This is a genomic window from Roseibium polysiphoniae (assembly GCF_014842925.1).
Classification (GTDB): domain Bacteria; phylum Pseudomonadota; class Alphaproteobacteria; order Rhizobiales; family Stappiaceae; genus Roseibium; species Roseibium polysiphoniae.
The window spans coordinates 320,841-337,225 of sequence record NZ_JACYXJ010000005.1; the positions used below are offsets into that span (position 1 = coordinate 320,841).

At 58.6% G+C, this 16,385-nt stretch carries 18 protein-coding genes; 9 read left to right on the forward strand and 9 right to left on the reverse strand.

The annotated features are described in order from the left end of the window. Positions 1-78 precede the first annotated feature (78 nt). The 3 genes from IG617_RS14550 to IG617_RS14560 are packed head-to-tail and all read left to right on the forward strand — an operon-like array spanning position 79 to position 3,822. Entirely contained in the window at positions 79-1,596 is a 1,518-nt protein-coding gene (locus IG617_RS14550) for a di-heme oxidoreductase family protein (RefSeq protein ID WP_192109973.1), read from the forward strand. Next, the gene (locus IG617_RS14555) at positions 1,596-2,684 is read left to right on the forward strand and encodes an imelysin family protein (protein WP_192109974.1); all 1,089 of its coding nucleotides are present in this window, start codon (positions 1,596-1,598) and stop codon (positions 2,682-2,684) included. Before IG617_RS14550 ends, IG617_RS14555 begins: the two co-directional genes overlap by 1 nt. Beyond that, positions 2,665-3,822, forward strand: coding sequence for a DUF1513 domain-containing protein (locus IG617_RS14560; protein WP_192109975.1), 1,158 nt, complete (start codon positions 2,665-2,667; stop codon positions 3,820-3,822). Before IG617_RS14555 ends, IG617_RS14560 begins: the two co-directional genes overlap by 20 nt. 69 nt (positions 3,823-3,891) lie before the next feature. On the opposite strand, the gene IG617_RS14565 is transcribed toward IG617_RS14560, so the two are convergent. From IG617_RS14565 to yddG, 3 genes are all read right to left on the reverse strand, one after another. Then, the gene (locus tag IG617_RS14565) at positions 3,892-4,095 is read right to left on the reverse strand and encodes a DUF1737 domain-containing protein (protein WP_192109976.1); all 204 of its coding nucleotides are present in this window, start codon (positions 4,093-4,095) and stop codon (positions 3,892-3,894) included. An 8-nt stretch (positions 4,096-4,103) separates the two neighbouring features. Further along, the gene (locus IG617_RS14570) at positions 4,104-4,994 is read right to left on the reverse strand and encodes an HpcH/HpaI aldolase/citrate lyase family protein (RefSeq protein ID WP_192109977.1); all 891 of its coding nucleotides are present in this window, start codon (positions 4,992-4,994) and stop codon (positions 4,104-4,106) included. 104 nt (positions 4,995-5,098) lie between these two features. Continuing rightward, positions 5,099-5,983: an aromatic amino acid exporter YddG gene (yddG, locus tag IG617_RS14575; protein WP_192109978.1), complete on the reverse strand. Its 885-nt coding sequence runs from the start codon at positions 5,981-5,983 to the stop codon at positions 5,099-5,101. Positions 5,984-6,158: 175 nt separating this feature from the next. Here yddG and IG617_RS14580 point away from each other — a divergent pair, with 175 nt between their 5' ends. Next, positions 6,159-6,620, forward strand: coding sequence for a GNAT family N-acetyltransferase (locus IG617_RS14580; protein ID WP_192109979.1), 462 nt, complete (start codon positions 6,159-6,161; stop codon positions 6,618-6,620). 9 nt (positions 6,621-6,629) lie between these two features. On the opposite strand, the gene IG617_RS14585 is transcribed toward IG617_RS14580, so the two are convergent. After that, the gene (locus tag IG617_RS14585; RefSeq protein ID WP_192109980.1) at positions 6,630-7,670 is read right to left on the reverse strand and encodes a DUF2125 domain-containing protein; all 1,041 of its coding nucleotides are present in this window, start codon (positions 7,668-7,670) and stop codon (positions 6,630-6,632) included. Between the two features lie 123 nt (positions 7,671-7,793). Here IG617_RS14585 and IG617_RS14590 point away from each other — a divergent pair, with 123 nt between their 5' ends. Next, positions 7,794-8,318 carry a gamma-glutamylcyclotransferase gene (locus IG617_RS14590; protein ID WP_192109981.1) on the forward strand — a complete coding sequence of 175 codons (525 nt, stop codon included), beginning with the start codon at positions 7,794-7,796 and terminating at the stop codon, positions 8,316-8,318. Positions 8,319-8,328: 10 nt separating this feature from the next. Here the strand turns inward: IG617_RS14590 and IG617_RS14595 are convergent, their stop codons facing one another. The 3 genes from IG617_RS14595 to IG617_RS14605 form a co-directional block, all read right to left on the reverse strand. Then, the gene (locus IG617_RS14595; RefSeq protein ID WP_192109982.1) at positions 8,329-9,096 is read right to left on the reverse strand and encodes a lysophospholipid acyltransferase family protein; all 768 of its coding nucleotides are present in this window, start codon (positions 9,094-9,096) and stop codon (positions 8,329-8,331) included. 66 nt (positions 9,097-9,162) lie between these two features. Continuing rightward, on the reverse strand, positions 9,163-9,864 hold the full coding sequence (locus IG617_RS14600; RefSeq protein WP_192109983.1) for a YdcF family protein: 702 nt from the start codon (positions 9,862-9,864) through the stop codon (positions 9,163-9,165). A gap of 71 nt (positions 9,865-9,935) precedes the next feature. Next, on the reverse strand, positions 9,936-10,763 hold the full coding sequence (locus tag IG617_RS14605) for a cell division protein FtsX (protein ID WP_209008492.1): 828 nt from the start codon (positions 10,761-10,763) through the stop codon (positions 9,936-9,938). Here IG617_RS14605 and IG617_RS21460 point away from each other — a divergent pair. Further along, complete coding sequence (locus tag IG617_RS21460; protein ID WP_209008493.1) at positions 10,762-10,929, forward strand: hypothetical protein; 168 nt, start codon at positions 10,762-10,764, stop codon at positions 10,927-10,929. The genes IG617_RS14605 and IG617_RS21460 overlap by 2 nt on opposite strands. Before the next feature lie 55 nt (positions 10,930-10,984). Here IG617_RS21460 and ftsE read toward each other — a convergent pair whose 3' ends face one another. Next, the gene (gene ftsE / locus IG617_RS14610; RefSeq protein ID WP_192109985.1) at positions 10,985-11,644 is read right to left on the reverse strand and encodes a cell division ATP-binding protein FtsE; all 660 of its coding nucleotides are present in this window, start codon (positions 11,642-11,644) and stop codon (positions 10,985-10,987) included. Positions 11,645-11,839: 195 nt separating this feature from the next. Between ftsE and IG617_RS14615 the strand changes: the two genes are divergently transcribed. Genes IG617_RS14615 through IG617_RS14625 form a run of 3 tightly spaced genes read left to right on the forward strand, consistent with a single transcriptional unit; the run spans position 11,840 to position 13,713 of the window. Beyond that, positions 11,840-12,742 carry a zinc-ribbon domain-containing protein gene (locus tag IG617_RS14615; RefSeq protein ID WP_192109986.1) on the forward strand — a complete coding sequence of 301 codons (903 nt, stop codon included), beginning with the start codon at positions 11,840-11,842 and terminating at the stop codon, positions 12,740-12,742. 1 nt (position 12,743) lies between these two features. Beyond that, positions 12,744-13,310, forward strand: coding sequence for a hypoxanthine phosphoribosyltransferase (hpt, locus tag IG617_RS14620; protein ID WP_192109987.1), 567 nt, complete (start codon positions 12,744-12,746; stop codon positions 13,308-13,310). A gap of 4 nt (positions 13,311-13,314) precedes the next feature. Then, the gene (locus IG617_RS14625; protein WP_192109988.1) at positions 13,315-13,713 is read left to right on the forward strand and encodes a response regulator; all 399 of its coding nucleotides are present in this window, start codon (positions 13,315-13,317) and stop codon (positions 13,711-13,713) included. Between the two features lie 102 nt (positions 13,714-13,815). Here the strand turns inward: IG617_RS14625 and IG617_RS14630 are convergent, their stop codons facing one another. Beyond that, positions 13,816-16,383 carry a TIGR02302 family protein gene (locus IG617_RS14630; protein WP_209008494.1) on the reverse strand — a complete coding sequence of 856 codons (2,568 nt, stop codon included), beginning with the start codon at positions 16,381-16,383 and terminating at the stop codon, positions 13,816-13,818. Between the last annotated feature and the right edge of the window lie 2 nt (positions 16,384-16,385).

Here is a 16,385-nt window from a genome sequence, read left to right on the forward strand (position 1 = left end):
TATCAGCCTTGATGCCGTGTTAGAATTGGGGCACACGGCGTCAACGAAGAGACGCGAACATAATGGCTACGCACTGACATGACACCGACCAGATGGTGTTTGTCTGCGCTCGCGGCTTTGGCAATTGCCCTGCCCGCCACCGCAGATGAAATCCTGCCCCACAGAGATGACCTGACACCGAAAGACCGCAAGCGCGTCGCACGGATTGTCGCCAACAGCGATGATTTTTCCCAACCGGAACAGTTCGAACCCATGTCCGGGGGTGCTGCAACGTCGCGAAAACGGGTCAATCGGGATTCCTTTTCCCATGCTTCTGCGAACATCACCTTCGAAGAAGAACAGACTTTCAAGGTCGGCAACGGCCTGTTCAAAAAGCTCTGGGTCTCCTCGCCTTCTTCCACTCAGGCTTCGGATGGACTTGGGCCGCTCTACAACGCTCGCTCCTGCCAGGGATGTCATCTGAAAGATGGAAGAGGCCGTCCGCCGCTCCCCGGACACGAAGCTGTCTCCCTTTTTCTACGCCTCTCAGTCCCGGCCCAGACATCGGGGCAGCAGGCGCTTCTTGACACCAAAGAGCTGCTGCGCATTCCGGAACCGACTTACGGAGGCCAGTTTCAAATCTTTGCGGTGCCAGGCCTAGCCGGCGAGGGCCGCTTTGACATCATGCTCGAAGACATCAGGGTTCCCCTGAATGGTGGCGAAGTCGCCGTGTTGCAAAAGCCCACCTACGTCGTGCGGGATCTCGGCTATGGCCCGATGCATCCCGAGACCCTGATTTCACCCCGTGTGGCTCCACCCATGATCGGCATGGGCCTTTTGGAAGCGATACACCCCGGCGATATCGAACAACTTGCTGACCCCGAAGACCTGGACGGCGACGGTATCTCCGGCAAGGTCAGCGTGGTCCGCGACCCCAAGACCGGAGACCTGACGCAGGGTCGCTTCGGCTGGAAAGCCTCAAACGCCAACGTCCGCGCACAAACTGCCGACGCCTTCTCCGGAGACATCGGCATTGGTTCGCCCGACAAGCCTGCTTCTTGGGGAGACTGCACGCAAAACCAAAGCGCGTGCCGCGAGATGCGCCACGGTGAGCAGGAACGCCTTGGCTCAACCGAAGCGCCGGATCCGGTACTGGATCTGGTCACATTCTATTCTGAAAACCTCGCTGTCCCCGCCCGCCGCAACGCTGACGATCCTATGGTTCTGAAGGGCAAGGAGGTTTTCCATCAATCCGGTTGCACCAGCTGCCATCAACCCAAATTCGTGACCAGCCGAAAGGCCGCGAATAAAGCGCACCGCTTTCAGTTGATCTGGCCTTATTCCGATTTGCTTCTGCATGACATGGGCGAAGGTCTGGCAGATGGTCGGCCAGTTGGAGACGCTTCCGGACGCGAATGGCGCACGCCTCCGCTTTGGGGCATTGGCCTCACGGAAACAGTAAATGGCCACACCCGCTTTCTCCATGACGGCAGAGCACGCAGTCTGCTTGAAGCCGTTCTGTGGCATGGTGGAGAGGCAGAGACCGCTCGAAATGCCGTAGTCGCCCTTGAGCCTGATGATCGCGCCGCCCTGATCCGCTTCCTGGAGTCCCTTTGATGCGCAACTTTCTGATCGCCGCCGCCATTCTGTCCACGGCCTGCTTTGAGACGGGCACGGCATTGGCCGCCGATGCCCACACAGCCAATGTCAGGCAAGTCATCGAGGGCTATATCCGCCCCGCGACCAGCACGTTCGCAAGACAGGCAAGCACCTTGCCACCGACGATCGAAGCTCTTTGCACAACGGCAACCGCGCAGACCAAGGCGGATTTTGTCAATGGATATCGCGAGGTCGTGACAGCGTTCGGGGGCATCAGCTTTCTGCGCTTTGGTCCGACGATTGAAGACCATCGCCTCGACAGCCTGGCGTTCATGCCCGACGCGAGAGGTATCACCCAGCGGCAGATTCGCAGGACCTTCGCCAAGAAGGATCCGTCGATCACCGACCCAAGCCAGCTTTCCGACAAGAGTGTCGCATTGCAAGGCCTGACAGCGCTGCAGCTCATTGCCTTCAGCAAGGGCGGTGAGGTCGTGCTCGGTGATGCCGGCGAAAACCGCGACTACATCTGCGGCTATGCCTCCGCGATCGCCCAAAATGTCGCCCGCATCGCAGCAGAAATTGCGACCGACTGGCAGGACGAGAACGGCTACAGCGCCCGATTGCTCAATCCCGGTCCAGACAACGGCCAGATCCGAACGTCGAAGGAAGCCATAGAGACCATCTTCAACGCGCTTGTGACCGGTCTGATCATCGTCAAGGATCAAGAGCTCCTGCCAACACTTGGCACTGAAATCAAGAAGGCCAAGGCGCATCGCCTACCCTTTTCACGCTCAGGCGATGGCAGGGCCTATCTGATTGCGGAATTGCAAGGTATCGAGGCGGCCCTGCGCGCTGCGCATTTTGAACCGGATCTGGACGAGGAATTCAGCTGGATCCCGGGCTCGATCCACTTTGAATTCGCAAATGGAATCGCCAACCTTGAGGCGATCGATGCGCCAATCCGTCAATCGTTGAAGGACGGAGACACTTACCAAAAACTGGGTCTGCTGGTCATCACCATCAACAGCCTGCGCGACACCATCGCCCTCGAGCTGGCAGGTGCACTTGGCCTTTCAGGAGGCTTCAATGCTCTGGACGGCGACTAACCGCACACCCTTTTCCCGCCGTGCTTTTCTGGCAGGACTTGGCGGCCTCGCAGCGCTGGCTGGCACCAGTCTCAGCCAGAGCGCCCTCGCGGAAGGGCTCCTGGACCGCACACAACTGGATGTTCCACTCTTCGTCAGCCCACGCCGTGAAGCGGATGGCTCCTTCGCCCTTTCGATCATGGATGATGCCGGCCAAGATCTTGCCCGCGTGCCCTTGCCGGGCCGCGGTCATGGCATGGCGATTTCGCCGGACAAGAGCCGACTGATGGCCTTTGCACGCCGCCCCGGCACTTTCGCGCTGCTGATTGATCCCTATCAGCGGAAAGAACCCCAGGTTCTGAGTTCAATTCCCGGTCGGCACTTCTATGGACACGGCTGCTTTTCCGCGGACGGCCGCCTCGTCTACGCCGTCGAGAATGATTATGAGGCAGTGCGCGGCGTCATAGGGGTCTATGACGTCAGCGGCCGCGAAATCCAGCGCATTGGAGAGCTCCAAACCGGCGGCATTGGGCCGCATGATCTGCTTCTGACCGACGACGGCAAGAGCCTGGTCGTCGCCAACGGTGGCATACAAACCCACCCCGGCAAACCTCGCGAGAAACTGAACATCGACACCATGACGCCGTCAGTCGTCTATCTCGACCTGAATAATGGCGACCTTCTTGCAAGTCATGCCCTTGAGAAGGACCTGCACCAGCTCTCTCTTCGGCATATGGCAATGGACAGCATGGGTCAGGTCTGGGTCGGTGGGCAATTCGAGGGTGATCTCTCGCTCACGCCTCCGCTGGTCGCCAGAATGACCCGTGACGAATCGCCCCGACTGACCGAAATCCCTGGCCCAATCGCCTCCGGCCTCGAGAGCTATATCGGCTCAGTCGTTGCAAATGCGAGCGGAGACATTGTTGCCACCTCGGCCCCACGCGGCGGCAAGGTCATGTTCTGGTCGGCTGCAACCGGAGAGCTCCTCGGCACTCAGGATGTCATCGATGGCTGCGGCCTTGCTCCGATCGACGAAAGCGCTTTCCTGATTTCTGACGGCAGGGGCGGACTAAGCTACCTTGAGGAGCCAAGCTCCTACCCGGAGGTGCTCGCCCGTCCTGCAGGTGTTGCGTGGGACAACCACATGTTCGCGCTCTAGTCAGCCGAACAAAAGAAAAGCCCCAACGGCAATCCGCTGGGGCTCTTTCAGTTCAGAATTGACGAAAGATCAGTAGTCGCCAAGTTTCATGTCAAGCGTATAATCGCCTGGGACATCCTTTGTCACGGCCTGTCCACACATAGTGCGGCCACGCTCAGCGTCGAAGGTGAGAGATGGCGAACCCGAAAGTTCCCATCCCTTGTTCAGCGCCTGAGTCACACGATGACAGAATTCGCTGTCGTCCGGACCGGTGATAAAACGATAGAGTTTCATGATCTCACTCAAGCTTTTGAATGAGCAGCAATCGCATCGGCAATAGCGATGAATCGCAGCCCCATATCCGCATGTAAGCGTTCCACCATCTTCCCGTCCACCTGGATTGCACCCTTGTTGGCATTTTCAGGCAGCTCAAACAGATCGTTGATCTTCCGGGCCCAGGCGATTTCTTCCTCCGACGGACTGAAAGCCGCATGACAGGCTTCGATCTGCTTCGGGTGTATCAACGTCTTGCCGTCCATACCCATCTCGACGCCCTGGGCGCACTCCACGTCAAATCCTTCCAGATCATTGAAGGCGTTGTAGACACCGTCGAGAATATCGATCCCGCCTGCGCGCGCCGCAGCAACACATGTCATCAACCAGGGCATCATGACCGCACGCCCAGGATTCAGTTGGGCACGCGTTTCCTTTGCCAAGTCATTGGTGCCCATGACGAAACACGACAGACGCACTTCCGGATCACGGCCGCAGGCACCGATCGCAGCGGCATTCAACATCGCAAGCGGCGTTTCCATCATCGCCCATAGCTTGATGCCTACGGACGCCTGACCAAGTGCCAATCTGTGTGCGACCTGCTGCAAATCGGCCGGCGTGTTGACCTTGGGAACGAGGATAGCATCAGGGCCTGCCTTTATCGCTGCGGCCAGGTCTTCGTTAGCCCAAGGCGTGTCGAGGGCATTGATCCGGATCACCACTTCACGTTCGCCATAGCCACCGCCGGAAACGGCTGAGACAATCTGGTCGCGTGCCGTAGCCTTCGAATCCGGCGCAACCGCGTCCTCAAGATCCAGAATAAGACAATCAACGTCGAGTGTTTTCGCCTTTTCCAAGGCCCGTGCGTTTGATCCCGGCATATAGAGAGCGGATCGGCGCGGCTTGTAGGAATGGGTCATGAGAAAACTCCCGGACATGTCGTCTATTGCTTTGCAGCACGCTACAGGCAGCACCCGGCCTTTTCCACTCGCCTTTTGGATCATTCCAAGTCCAAAACTGCAGCTCAAGACGAGCGGTGGAAAATCATGTCCTTGGCTGCAATCAACGCGCCAACGGTGATGGCAATACAGGCTAGGGAAACGGAAAGCGTAAACGACCCAAAGCCGAATGCGATCAGCAACAGGGTCGAGAGCAAGGGCGCAGAATAGGCAGCAGCTCCCAATACCTGAATATCACCTCGCTTGACGCCGATGTCCCAGGTAAAAAAGGCCAGACCAACCGGAAACAAGCCGAGAGCCGCCACAGACATCCATTCCGTCGCTTGTGAAGGCCAAACGGTTTCTTCCAGGAAGACATGGCACACGGCGGACAAGAGAGCAGTCATCAGGCAAAACCCTGCGACAGCTTCTGTCGGCACCTCACCCAGGCGCCGGGAAAGAACCGAATAGGTGGACCAGAACAAGCAAGACGCTACCGCAGCCCCATAACCAAGAGCCGATCCTCCTGCAAGTGACAAACCCTCGCCGCCCGTGATCAGCAGGGCAGCTCCAAACAACCCTAACAAGGCACCAATAACGTGATGAAGCCTAAGGCTTTCTCCCGGTAGAAGAGCCGAGAAGACCACAATCAATAAGGGCCACATGTAATTGATCAGATTGGCGTCAACAGGTGGCGCGTTGCGGATCGCGGTGAAATAGAAAAAGTGGAAGCCGAACAGCCCGATCGTGCCAAATGCCCAGACTTTGAGTGGCTGCTTCATCAGCGATAGCTTGCCTCGCATGGCAAGCCAAATGATAGCTAGACAGCCAGAAAGACCAAAGCAGAGCGCGTTAAGCAGAAATGGTGGGACAGATCCTGAGCCAGCTCCAAACAGTCCAAGCGTCGCCCACATCAGCACGGCGCTCAATCCGATGATCGTTGCCCGCATACGGGCAGCTTCTGCAGTCATGATGGATCTTTCAGAAAAGGATCTTTGGCAGGTAAGGGATCCGTACCCGAACTGAGCTCAACATCATATATACGACAATCGTTGCAACGCCTATCGACCGGTTCTGCTTGATTGTGTGAGGCGTTTCGGGACATCTTGCAGGCATCAAATTGGACCGCAAAGATCCGGAGACACCATGAGCAAAACGGAAATCAAGGCCCTCAGCTCGGCAGACGCTCACAAGCTTGCTCCACTGATTGCCGAGAATGCACAGGCCTTGAAGCGCGGAGCCCCTCGACGCCCGGACGAATATTATGCAGAACGGATTCTTGCCGACAAAACCGCCGAGGTGATTGGCGCCTATGAAGGCGACCAGCTGATCGGCTTCTCGGTGTTTTTCGACCTTCCGGAGCTGATCACCGGGCTGCGGATCGGCCAGTTGGACGATATCTACGTTCTACCGAACTTCCGCAATCAGGGCATCGGCCGAAAGATGATCGAGTCTCTGGAAGCTGAAGGCAAGAAGCGCGGCTGGCTGCACCTGCGCTGGCTTGTGCGCGACAAGGAAGCACCGGCCGTGGCCCTTTACGAAAAGATCGCCGAACCGGACCGCGTGCGCAGCTACATCATCCCTATCGACCGGGTTGCCGGAAGCTGACGTGACCTTCTATCTCCCGCCGAGTGAAATTGGCGGGAGAATGCCCAGGGGCAAAAATCCAAGATTGACCTGACCATCGCGCAGATTCAAAGGCAGGCGGATCACAGACCGGCCATTCTCATCAGCAGTCTGCTGCCCAAACGACAGTGCAGCTCCGCGCATGGCATCCAGGCTGGGAGCAGCCTCCGGAAAGATCGATGTCACAAACGTCGCCAGCTGGTCCACTCCAGCAAGAGAAAGTTCCACCTTTCCCGAAAACCGCCCACCCTTGTCCAAAACGAGATCACCCGTCGCGGTCACGGCCATTTCCTGATTGCCAACGGAGGCCCACGCCAGGCGGAACGGCAGGGACCCGTCGGACGAGCGCCTCAGGCTATCGATGGGCGCACCTTGCAGAAGGGTCATTCCATCCTCCAGCTGCAGATGCAATTTGGCATCCAGTGGTTCTGGAAGAGAGGGCAGCAGGTCTGAATCGGCCCGATTGAGTGAAATGAACACTTCCAGCGTCTTCAGCGCGCCGGGGAGGGGCCTTAGATGAAATGAAACTCCGTCGGCCAGAAAACCAGCCTCAGGCCGCGATCCGCCGACAGCCACGGAGACATTTTCCATCACCACATCGATCTGCTCAATGGAGGAGGTCGAATAGATGAAGCTCGAGCGCGCATTCTCCCAGTTCGCCTCGCCCGTCAATCCGGTCAGTGGATCTTCAAACCGAGCCGGTCCGGCCGCTTCTGCAATGACATGCCAGGGATTGTAGACAAGAGCGACGGTTCTCAGCGCTTTGAAATCCGCCGTTCGCCCCCGCGAATCGGCAAGAGCCGGTTCCGCGCAGCTGACTTCAAAGCGAAATGGAAAGCCGCCAATCGGCATGTCTGAACAGGAAACGGTCTGCCCAGTCTGACCGAGACGGACCATCTGGTGATCGATCTGGTCGCGCAGCACACCCCGCATGTAGAACCAGCCACCGCTCCACACCAAAATGGTCACCAGAACCGCCGCTGCGAGCAAGATGTAGCGGATCTTCAAGTTGCGTTTTGGCCCTGCGTCCAAGACGGTTCTCCCATTTCAGTCAGTCGGCCGTTGCCGTTCACGGCTCTGTTTCCCATCTCTGCATTGCAACAGGCATGCGCCATTGTTATTCGAACGCCTTGGACGGCAATGCAAAGGACGGATATGAGCGATTTCTGGGTGTTTGGCTATGGTTCTTTGATGTGGAACCCCGGCTTTGATCATACAAGAAGCCAACAGGCCCTGTTGCGTGGTGCCCATCGCTCTCTCTGTGTCTACTCCTGGGTCCATCGTGGAACGGAAGAAAGACCTGGTCTTGTCTTTGGCCTTGATCGCGGCGGCGCCTGTCGCGGCATGGCCTACAAGGTGTCAGCTTCCGACCGGGATCAGACCATCGAATATCTGCGCGCCCGCGAACAGGTGACCATGGTCTACCTTGAAGCCTGGCGTAAGGTCACATTGCAAGACGGCGAAACCGTGAACGCGCTGACCTATATGGTCGACCGGAGACATCCCCAGTACGCGGGCGCTCTGCCGCTGGACGAACAGCTTGGCATCGTTTTGGAAGCCGTCGGCAAATCCGGTCGAAATCCGGAATATGTTCTGAACACGGCCAGCCATCTCGGGGAGCTCGGCATCCGGGACCACAATGTCGCCTGGCTGGCTTCACGCTTGGACGAAACCCGCTAGGCGCGGCTGATCAATCTGCAGCCGCCGGCCGCAAGTCGGCGAGCAAGGGTGACGGGCGAGCTTCTCCCCGGGCTTCCTCAGACAGCTCTGCGGTGGCGGTCTCGATCGTCTCGACAAGCGTTGCGTGGAACACATCCGGCGCCAGCCCTGGCTGAATGGGTGGAAGGATGTTCACCAGAACCTTCCCCGGATAGAGCATCCAGGACGCCCGTGGCCAATAAAGCCCAGCATTGAGCGCGACCGGCAGGACCGGACAGTCAAGATCCCGGTAAAGATGGGCGATGCCAAACTTGTATTTCGGCTCGGCGCCCACGGGGCGTCGGGTCCCTTCCGGGAAGATCATGATCTGGCGATCCTCGGAAATCGCTTCCTTGGCAGCAATCATCATTTCGGCCAGAGCAGCAGAGCGCTTGCCACGATTGATCGGGATCTGGCGAAATTTCGCCGTGTACCAGCCGAAAATCGGGATCCATCGCAGCTCTCGCTTCAAGATATATGTCGGATCTGGGAACTCGGGAATAAGCGCAAAGGTCTCCCAGGCCGACTGGTGCTTGGACGCGACGATATAGCCGCCCTCCGGGATATTCTCCCGTCCCCGAACCTCGACCTTCAGACCAACGATGAACCTGAGCAGCGCCAGATTGAACCAGGACCAGAAGGGAACAATCCACCAGCCCCAACGGCGCGGCAACAAAAACACCGGCGAAAAGAGGACCATCAGGACAAAGGTCGAGAGATAAAACAGGATCTGGAAAAGCGTCGAGCGCAGAAGAAGCATGTTACCTGGCCGTTTGCAGCGGACAAAAGGGAGCACGGCGAACGCCGGAAGACATCACACGTCTTGTTAAAAGGACGTGAGGTGCGTCGCGACGATCCTGAGACGAGCGAGGGTATACTTCACATATTCGCGCATGAGAAGGTGGATCGTCTTCGGGCTGAGATACCAGGCTTTCAGGTCTAGCCCGGACGGATAGACCGGGTAGGCCACGAGATCCACATCCGGCAGGGCTTCTGCAAGTTCCGCCTGGGCTCGCGGAAGGTGATAGGCACTCGTCACCACCAGCAGGGAACGAAAGGCGTGAGACTGCGCCCAGGCGGCTGTCTCGGTCGCATTGCCAGCCGTATTCAAGGCGAGGCGGTCGAGATCCACACAACAATCGAACAAAGGCATGTCGGCGGAGGTGATCGAGGCAATCTGTTTGCGCGTCGTCCCAGGGTGGACGCCAGAGATAAGCAGGCGCATTGCGCGCCCTTCCGACAAGAGCGAGACAGCCCGCTCTACACGCTCTGTGCCGCCGGTCAGCACGACAATGGCATCCGCACGCGGATCACCGGGCATCGAAATGCTTCCAACCCGTTGCGCGAAATCGAGAAACGATACAAGAAGTGCCAGACAGAGCACGCCAACGAACAGGCAAGTGAGCGCGCGCCGTCGCACCGGCGGGCGCTTTGGCGCTCCGGTCTCGGGGGTCGTATCGACCGCTTGCGGCATTTGCCCGCTTTCACCAGACGCGGTTTCCACCTCGACCGGACCTTTCCCTAGCATCGTCTAACGGCTTTCTGTCACCAGTATCATAGGTGATTCGGAATATTTGGAGGCAAACACAAGGCAAAACCTCAGTCGACGCGCTTCAAGTGTGCCTTTACGGCGAGACCCGACGTTAATGCCGTCAGAACAGCCACAAGAAAGACGACAGCAATGACGCCGAGATAACCCGGAAGGCTCACCGACACCGTTCCAAAAAGAGCGGACAATTGATCCGAACCGGCCTGGCCGGAGCCACGGCGGGTGAACAGGTCGAGCATCAGGAACGCCAGCGATGCAATTGCGCCACCTGAAATGCCACCCTTGAGCCCCAGAACGAGAAAATGCCGCTGGAATTCGCGCGCGATAAAACTGTCCTCGGCCCCCACAAAATGCAGCACCGACACGACATCCTTGTTCCCCGCCATCGCCGACTGGGTCGCAAAGACGACACTGAGCACCATCGAGCCGAGGACAAGGGCCATGATCGCAAAACCACCCAAGACGACCGCCCCCGCCATTGCTGAAAGACGGGACGTCCAGATCGAGTGATCATCCAGACTCGCCCCGATCACCTCCTGCTCAAGCGCCGCTCTCAGTTGGGACAGATCAAGCGCTTCGGGATCATCCACGGTAATCTGGATCAGCCTTGGGACGGGAAGACTCTCAAGCTCGAGCCCGTCTCCCAGCCAGGGTTGTAGCAATGCCCGCGTTTCATCATCGGAGAGCGCACGGACCGTTTCGACACCGGGAAACTCTTGTGTCAGGGCAACCGCCTTGTCGATCTCGCGCAGCATATCGATACCCTCCGCAGGGCGGATCTGGATCGTAACCTCGCGCACAAGATCGTTTTGCCAATCGTCTGCAGCGTCCCAGACCACGGACACACCGCCGACGGTCAAACAGGCAAGAAAGCTCATGATCGCCACCACAAGCGTCAGCGCCCGCCCGGCAACCGACTGTGGCGGAACAATCGGCGTCAACGACCGGAACTTCGGCGCCCTGCTCCTCTCACCTGCAGGTTTCTTCTGCGTCTTCTGGCGCGGCAGCTTCGGCCGGTTCGGTTTGCGCGCCGCCTTCACCTGAGGCGCTGGCTTTTTTGATGCGGGCACTTTCTTGGTCTCTTTTGCCATGCCGCGCCTCAATCAAAGATCTCAAGGCGGCCGTCGGCCAGAACCATTCGGCGCGCATCGACCTGCTCGAGAAGTGCAATGTCATGGGTCGCGATGATGACAGATGTGCCAAGCTTGTTGAGCTCCATGAACAGCCGCAACAGCCTTCGCGCCAGCGTCGGATCGACGTTCCCCGTCGGCTCATCCGCCAGAAGAACATCCGGGCGGGTGATCAATGCGCGCGCAATCGCCGCACGCTGCTTCTCTCCACCCGACAAGACCGGTGGTAGAACATGCATGCGCTCGCCAAGACCGACCCACTTCAGCAGTTCAACCACATCAGATCGATACTCGGACTCGTCTTTCCCGACCACGCGAAGCGGCAGGGCGACGTTCTCGTAGGTGGTCAGGTGGTCAAGCAGGCGGAAATCCTGGAACACGACGCCAATCTTCCGGCGCAGCTCCGGCAGCTCCTGCTTGCTGATGACGGAAAGGTCCCTGTCGAAAACACGGATGAGCCCACGCGTGGGCCGCAGCGACATGAACAGGAGACGGATCAGGCTGGTCTTGCCCGCTCCTGATGGCCCGGTCAGAAACTGGAACGACTGCGGTTCGATCCGAAACGTCAGGTCGCGCAGGATCTCCGGACCCATGCCATATCTCAAACCGACGTTCTCGAAACGGATCACCTGTGTCCTCCTTGGAAAGGCCGCACGCTAACGGGCCCGCGTTAACGCTTCATTAAACATATAAATGTCCTGTAGAAGGCAGCGAGCCCGGCTGGACAAAACAGACAACTTAGCTGGGGATCTTTGCCGGATCTTACCGCAAACGGCTACTGTGTTTCGGCCGTCACATCAAATTTAGGCGAAGGGTCTTCGCAGATGAAGATCAAATGTCCGGACTGCAGCACCTCTTACGATATCAAGCCTCAAGTCCTGGGCGACCAGGGACGCAGCGTCAAGTGCGCGCGCTGTGGAAACCGCTGGTTCGTTTCGCCCAAGCAGGAACCCGAGGACGAAGATCTCCCACTGGATGAAGAGCCAGAGGACGAGGATGCGGCCAACTGGGCAGCCGACGGCGAAGAAGAAGACCGCGAGTCTGCCGCTGACGACATTCCCGACGAGGAGGAAGAAGAGGAGGACGATACGCCGGCGCCTCCACCACCACCTCCGCCATCCAGGCAGGCAGAGGCAGACAACGCCGACCCGGACGCCGAAGACGATGACAAGCCGGTTGATATCGAGACACTGGCCAAGCGTCCGAAGATCAAGGTCAACCCGAACAAGTTCAAGCGAAACCGCATCGGTGCGATCTTCAATTGGCTGATGCGCCGGAACTATCGCCGGGTCGCCGGCATAGGCTTGTTTGCCGGATCAATTGCCATCTGCGCATCTGTGGTTATGCTTCGAGACAGCATCGTCAAGCAAGCGCCTGATTTGGCGAGCCTTTTCGAGGCTGTCGGGCTGGACGTAAACCTCCGCGGCCTGGAGTTCAGGGACCTCAGGACATTTCACGAACTTCAAGAGGGCGAACAGGTACTTGTGGTCGAGGGCTCGATCCGCAATATACTGGGCGAGAACACATCGGTTCCCGCCGTACGTCTGTCCATACGCGGCGGTGATCTTCAGGAAATCTACGCCTGGACCGTGGAACCGAGAACCAAGGTTCTCAAGGGACTGGACGAAACGCGATTCAGGACCATTCTCGCGGATCCTCCTTCGGATGCCTCGGACATCCAGGTGCGGTTCATAGACCGCGGCAAACGTCAGGTAGTACTCGAATAAAATGACAGTCCATATCAACACGCTCTTCGATGAAGACGCGATCGCCGCACGTGTCGCGGATCTTGCAGATGCCATTTCGGAATCAAAACCGGAAAATCTGCTGGTCGTCGCGGTTCTGAAAGGCAGCTTCATCTTTGCCGCAGACCTGGTCCGCGCGATGCATCGTTCCGGTCTGACACCGGAAATGGAGTTCATGCATCTGTCGAGCTATGGCGCGGGAACCGAAGGGTCAGAAAATATCCGTGTTTTACGCGACGTCGAAAGTGACGTTAACGGCCGCGATATAATTCTGGTCGATGATATTCTGGAATCCGGTCGCACCTTGAGCTTCGCCAAGGAGCGGCTTTTGAAACGCGACGCGAAATCCGTGAGGATTGTCGCGCTACTGGACAAACCCGAGCGCCGTAAAGCTGCCATTTCTGCCGATTACGTTGGTTTTGCATGCCCAGACAAGTTTGTCGTCGGATATGGCATGGATATGGGTCACGCTTGGCGGCAATTGCCGTTCATCGGTTACGTCGTCCCTGGTGAGGAGACCGGGGCCGACACGGAGAACGAAGGAGACTGACCATATGGCTCGCATTCTTCTGACGGAAGATGACGAAGCAGTCCGCAGCTTTGTACAGCGTGCGTTGGAACTTGACGGTCATACGGTCAAGGCGGCCGAGGACGGCGCTGAGGCCGTTGAAGTGCTCACGCGTGAGCAGGGAAAGTTCGACCTTCTGGTCTCGGACATCAAGATGCCGGTAATGGACGGAATTGCTTTGGCGCTCCATACGGCGCGCGATTGGCCGTCTCTTCCCATACTGCTGATGACCGGCTTCGCCGATCAGCGAGAGCGCGCGAACGGTCTGGACGCCTTGGTGCATGATGTGATCACCAAACCGTTTTCCCTGGCCGATATTCGCCTTGCCGTTCGCAACGCAATCGCCGGGGTCGTGCCTGAGCAGACCAGGCGCTATGCAAGCTAGGGCCCGCGTGCTGAAATCTTGAAATGAACTCGACAAAAAACCCGGCAAACGCCGGGTTTTTTAGTCTCTCATGATCTTTGAAGACGCTGGTCGCTCCGGAACTCAATAGCGCTTCAACAAACGTTCCAGGTAGTCGAGTTCGAGCTTTGGCCGGGACGGATCGGAGAACCTGCGGCGCAGTTCTTCCAGAATCCTGCGCGCACGCTGAACATCAATTTCATCCGGCACCTTGACCTGATTGCCAAAATCGGGGCCTTCCGTCCGCCTTGGCCGTCCCAGCGGATCTTCGTCAAGCGGTGAGCGACCCTGTGCCATTCCGGGCCCATTGCCCTGGCCCATCATCTGTTCGGCCATGCCCTGCGCTCCGCGGCGAAGGGCATCGAGGGCATCACCCTGTTGGCCAAGCGCCTGCTCGCCCTGTCCCTGACCGAGGGACTGCTGGGCCTGCCCCATGGCCTCACCGGCTTGACCAAGCTCGCCTGATTGGCCCTGCCCCTGATCATTCTGTCCAAGCTGATCCATGAGCTGCTGCAGCTGCTGGGCGAGATCGCCCTGCCCCTGCTGAAGCTGCTTGAGCGCCTCGGCAAGTTGTTCGGGGGTCATCGGTTGCTGACCCTGCTGACCGGATTGGCCCTGTTGCTGCTGGCGTTGCTGACCCTCATTGCGATTGAATTGATGCGTCTGGTCCATGAGCTGCTGCTGTTTCTGGATCATCTCGCCCAGCTGGTTCAGCATCTCCATCATCTCGCTCGTCATGCCATCCGGTGACATCTGCGGCCGTCCCGCCTGGAGATTCTCCAGCATCTGCTGCATCTGCGCCAGAAGCTCCCGCGCCGCATCCCGCGAGCCAGTCCTTGCCAGCTCCTCGATCCGATCAAGCATTTCGCTGAGATCTTGCTGATTCAGGCTCTTCTGCTGCTGAGAGTTGAAGGGCTGCATCGCCTGCGGATTGCGCCGCATCTGGTCTGCCAGGGCCTGCATGTATTCGTTCAAAGCCTTCCGAAGATTTTCAGTCAGCTTCGCGATTTCCTCTTCGCTAGCGCCGTTTTCGAGCGCCTTGCGCAAGGCCTCCTGCGCGTCCCTCAAGGCACGTTCGGCAAGGGACAGATCACCGTCCTCAATCGTCAGTGCCAGATCCCAAAGCAGCGGCAGCAGCTCTTTCAAATCCTCATCGCTCTGGGCATACACGAGGCGTTTGTATGCGAACCGAAGGCCAAGATAGTCCTTTGTCGCCATGTCGAATGCTTCCGGCGCGAGGAGCAACCCGTCAAAAGCGGTCAGAATGCGCGCATGGTTGTTGGCATCCAGGGCCAGATCCCGGCGCTGTTCGACAACAGCGCGGGCCAGAGGCTTTCGGAACGGCCGTTGAGGCAGGGTAAAGGCATAGGCCGGTGAAACGCCTTCCTGGCCGGCCTGATCTCGGGCAACCATGACCAACTCGACTTCAGACCCCGCCCAGGGATGGGACGTGATGTCGCGGATGGTCTCGCCCGTTTTTGCCGTTCCAGCGCGCGGCGGCAACGACAGCGGAAACTGGGGGGCGTCAACCAAGGGACGCGGCGCAGACGAATCTGAGCCTGTGCGCGGTGTGGGACGGATCATCGCTTCCGCGGAGACCACCCCATAGTCATCCTTCACGAGGTAGGAAAACTTCAGCGCGCCGGACAATTGTTCTTCCGGATCGTCGGTCAACCTGATCTCGGGCGCATCATCGGGAAGAACATCGAACGTCCAACCTGTGATCAGCGTCTCACCAGAATAAAGGTCAATGCGGCCGGAACCGTTCAGAACGGCATCTCGCTCAATTGGAAGATCATCCTGGATCACCGCCTCGTCGGAACCCGCTTCAGCCTGCGCAATCTCGACACCACCGCTGGTCTCGACGCGAAACTCTCGCGCGCCCTGGCTTCTTACGACGAAGACAGAACCTTCAGGAACCTTGATCCAGGCATCGGGGTCGCGTAGGGCGGCACTCTCACCGGTCAGGTAGACTGGCGGCTTGTCGGTATACAGAGGTGGCGTGACCCAGGCATCAAGCCGGCTTGCGACCGCAGCAACGTCGACAGGTGCGCGAAACGCGGAGCCGAGCCTTGACCATCCATCCTGGCCGCTCGAAACGAGACCAACGATCAGCAGCATCGCCGCGCCGACGCGGATGGCATAGGGATCCAGACGATAGGCCTTGGGGTTCGGAGGTCCCGCCCGCATGGAGGCCAAGGCAGCCGCCATGCGCTTCTTGTGAAGTTCCCAAAGCGCACGCGTCGCGGGATCGTCTTCGCCGCTGACAAGCGTGTCCTCAACAGCGGTCAGGGGTCGATGGACCTGTCCGGTCGTCTTCTCGATCCGGGACAATGCGTCTTCTCTGGACGGCCAGCGCAGCACAAGCAGATCACGACCCGACCAGACAAGTGCAAGAGCAAAACCGCAAAGACCGATGAGCCGCGCCCACGCGGGCAGGAGTAGCCATCCACCAATCAGGGAGAAGCCGACAAAAACGCAGACGACAATGACGGCAGGAAACACAGCGCGCCAAAACCGTTCCAGGAAAAGAGCCGCGCGGCTGCGCGCGACAAGCTTGTTCAAGCGATCGGTAGCCTTGGCCATGAAGGAAAGGCGTGTTACCGGGGCTCCCGCCTCTCCGGAACTGTCTGTCGTGCCGCGTCGATCCAAGA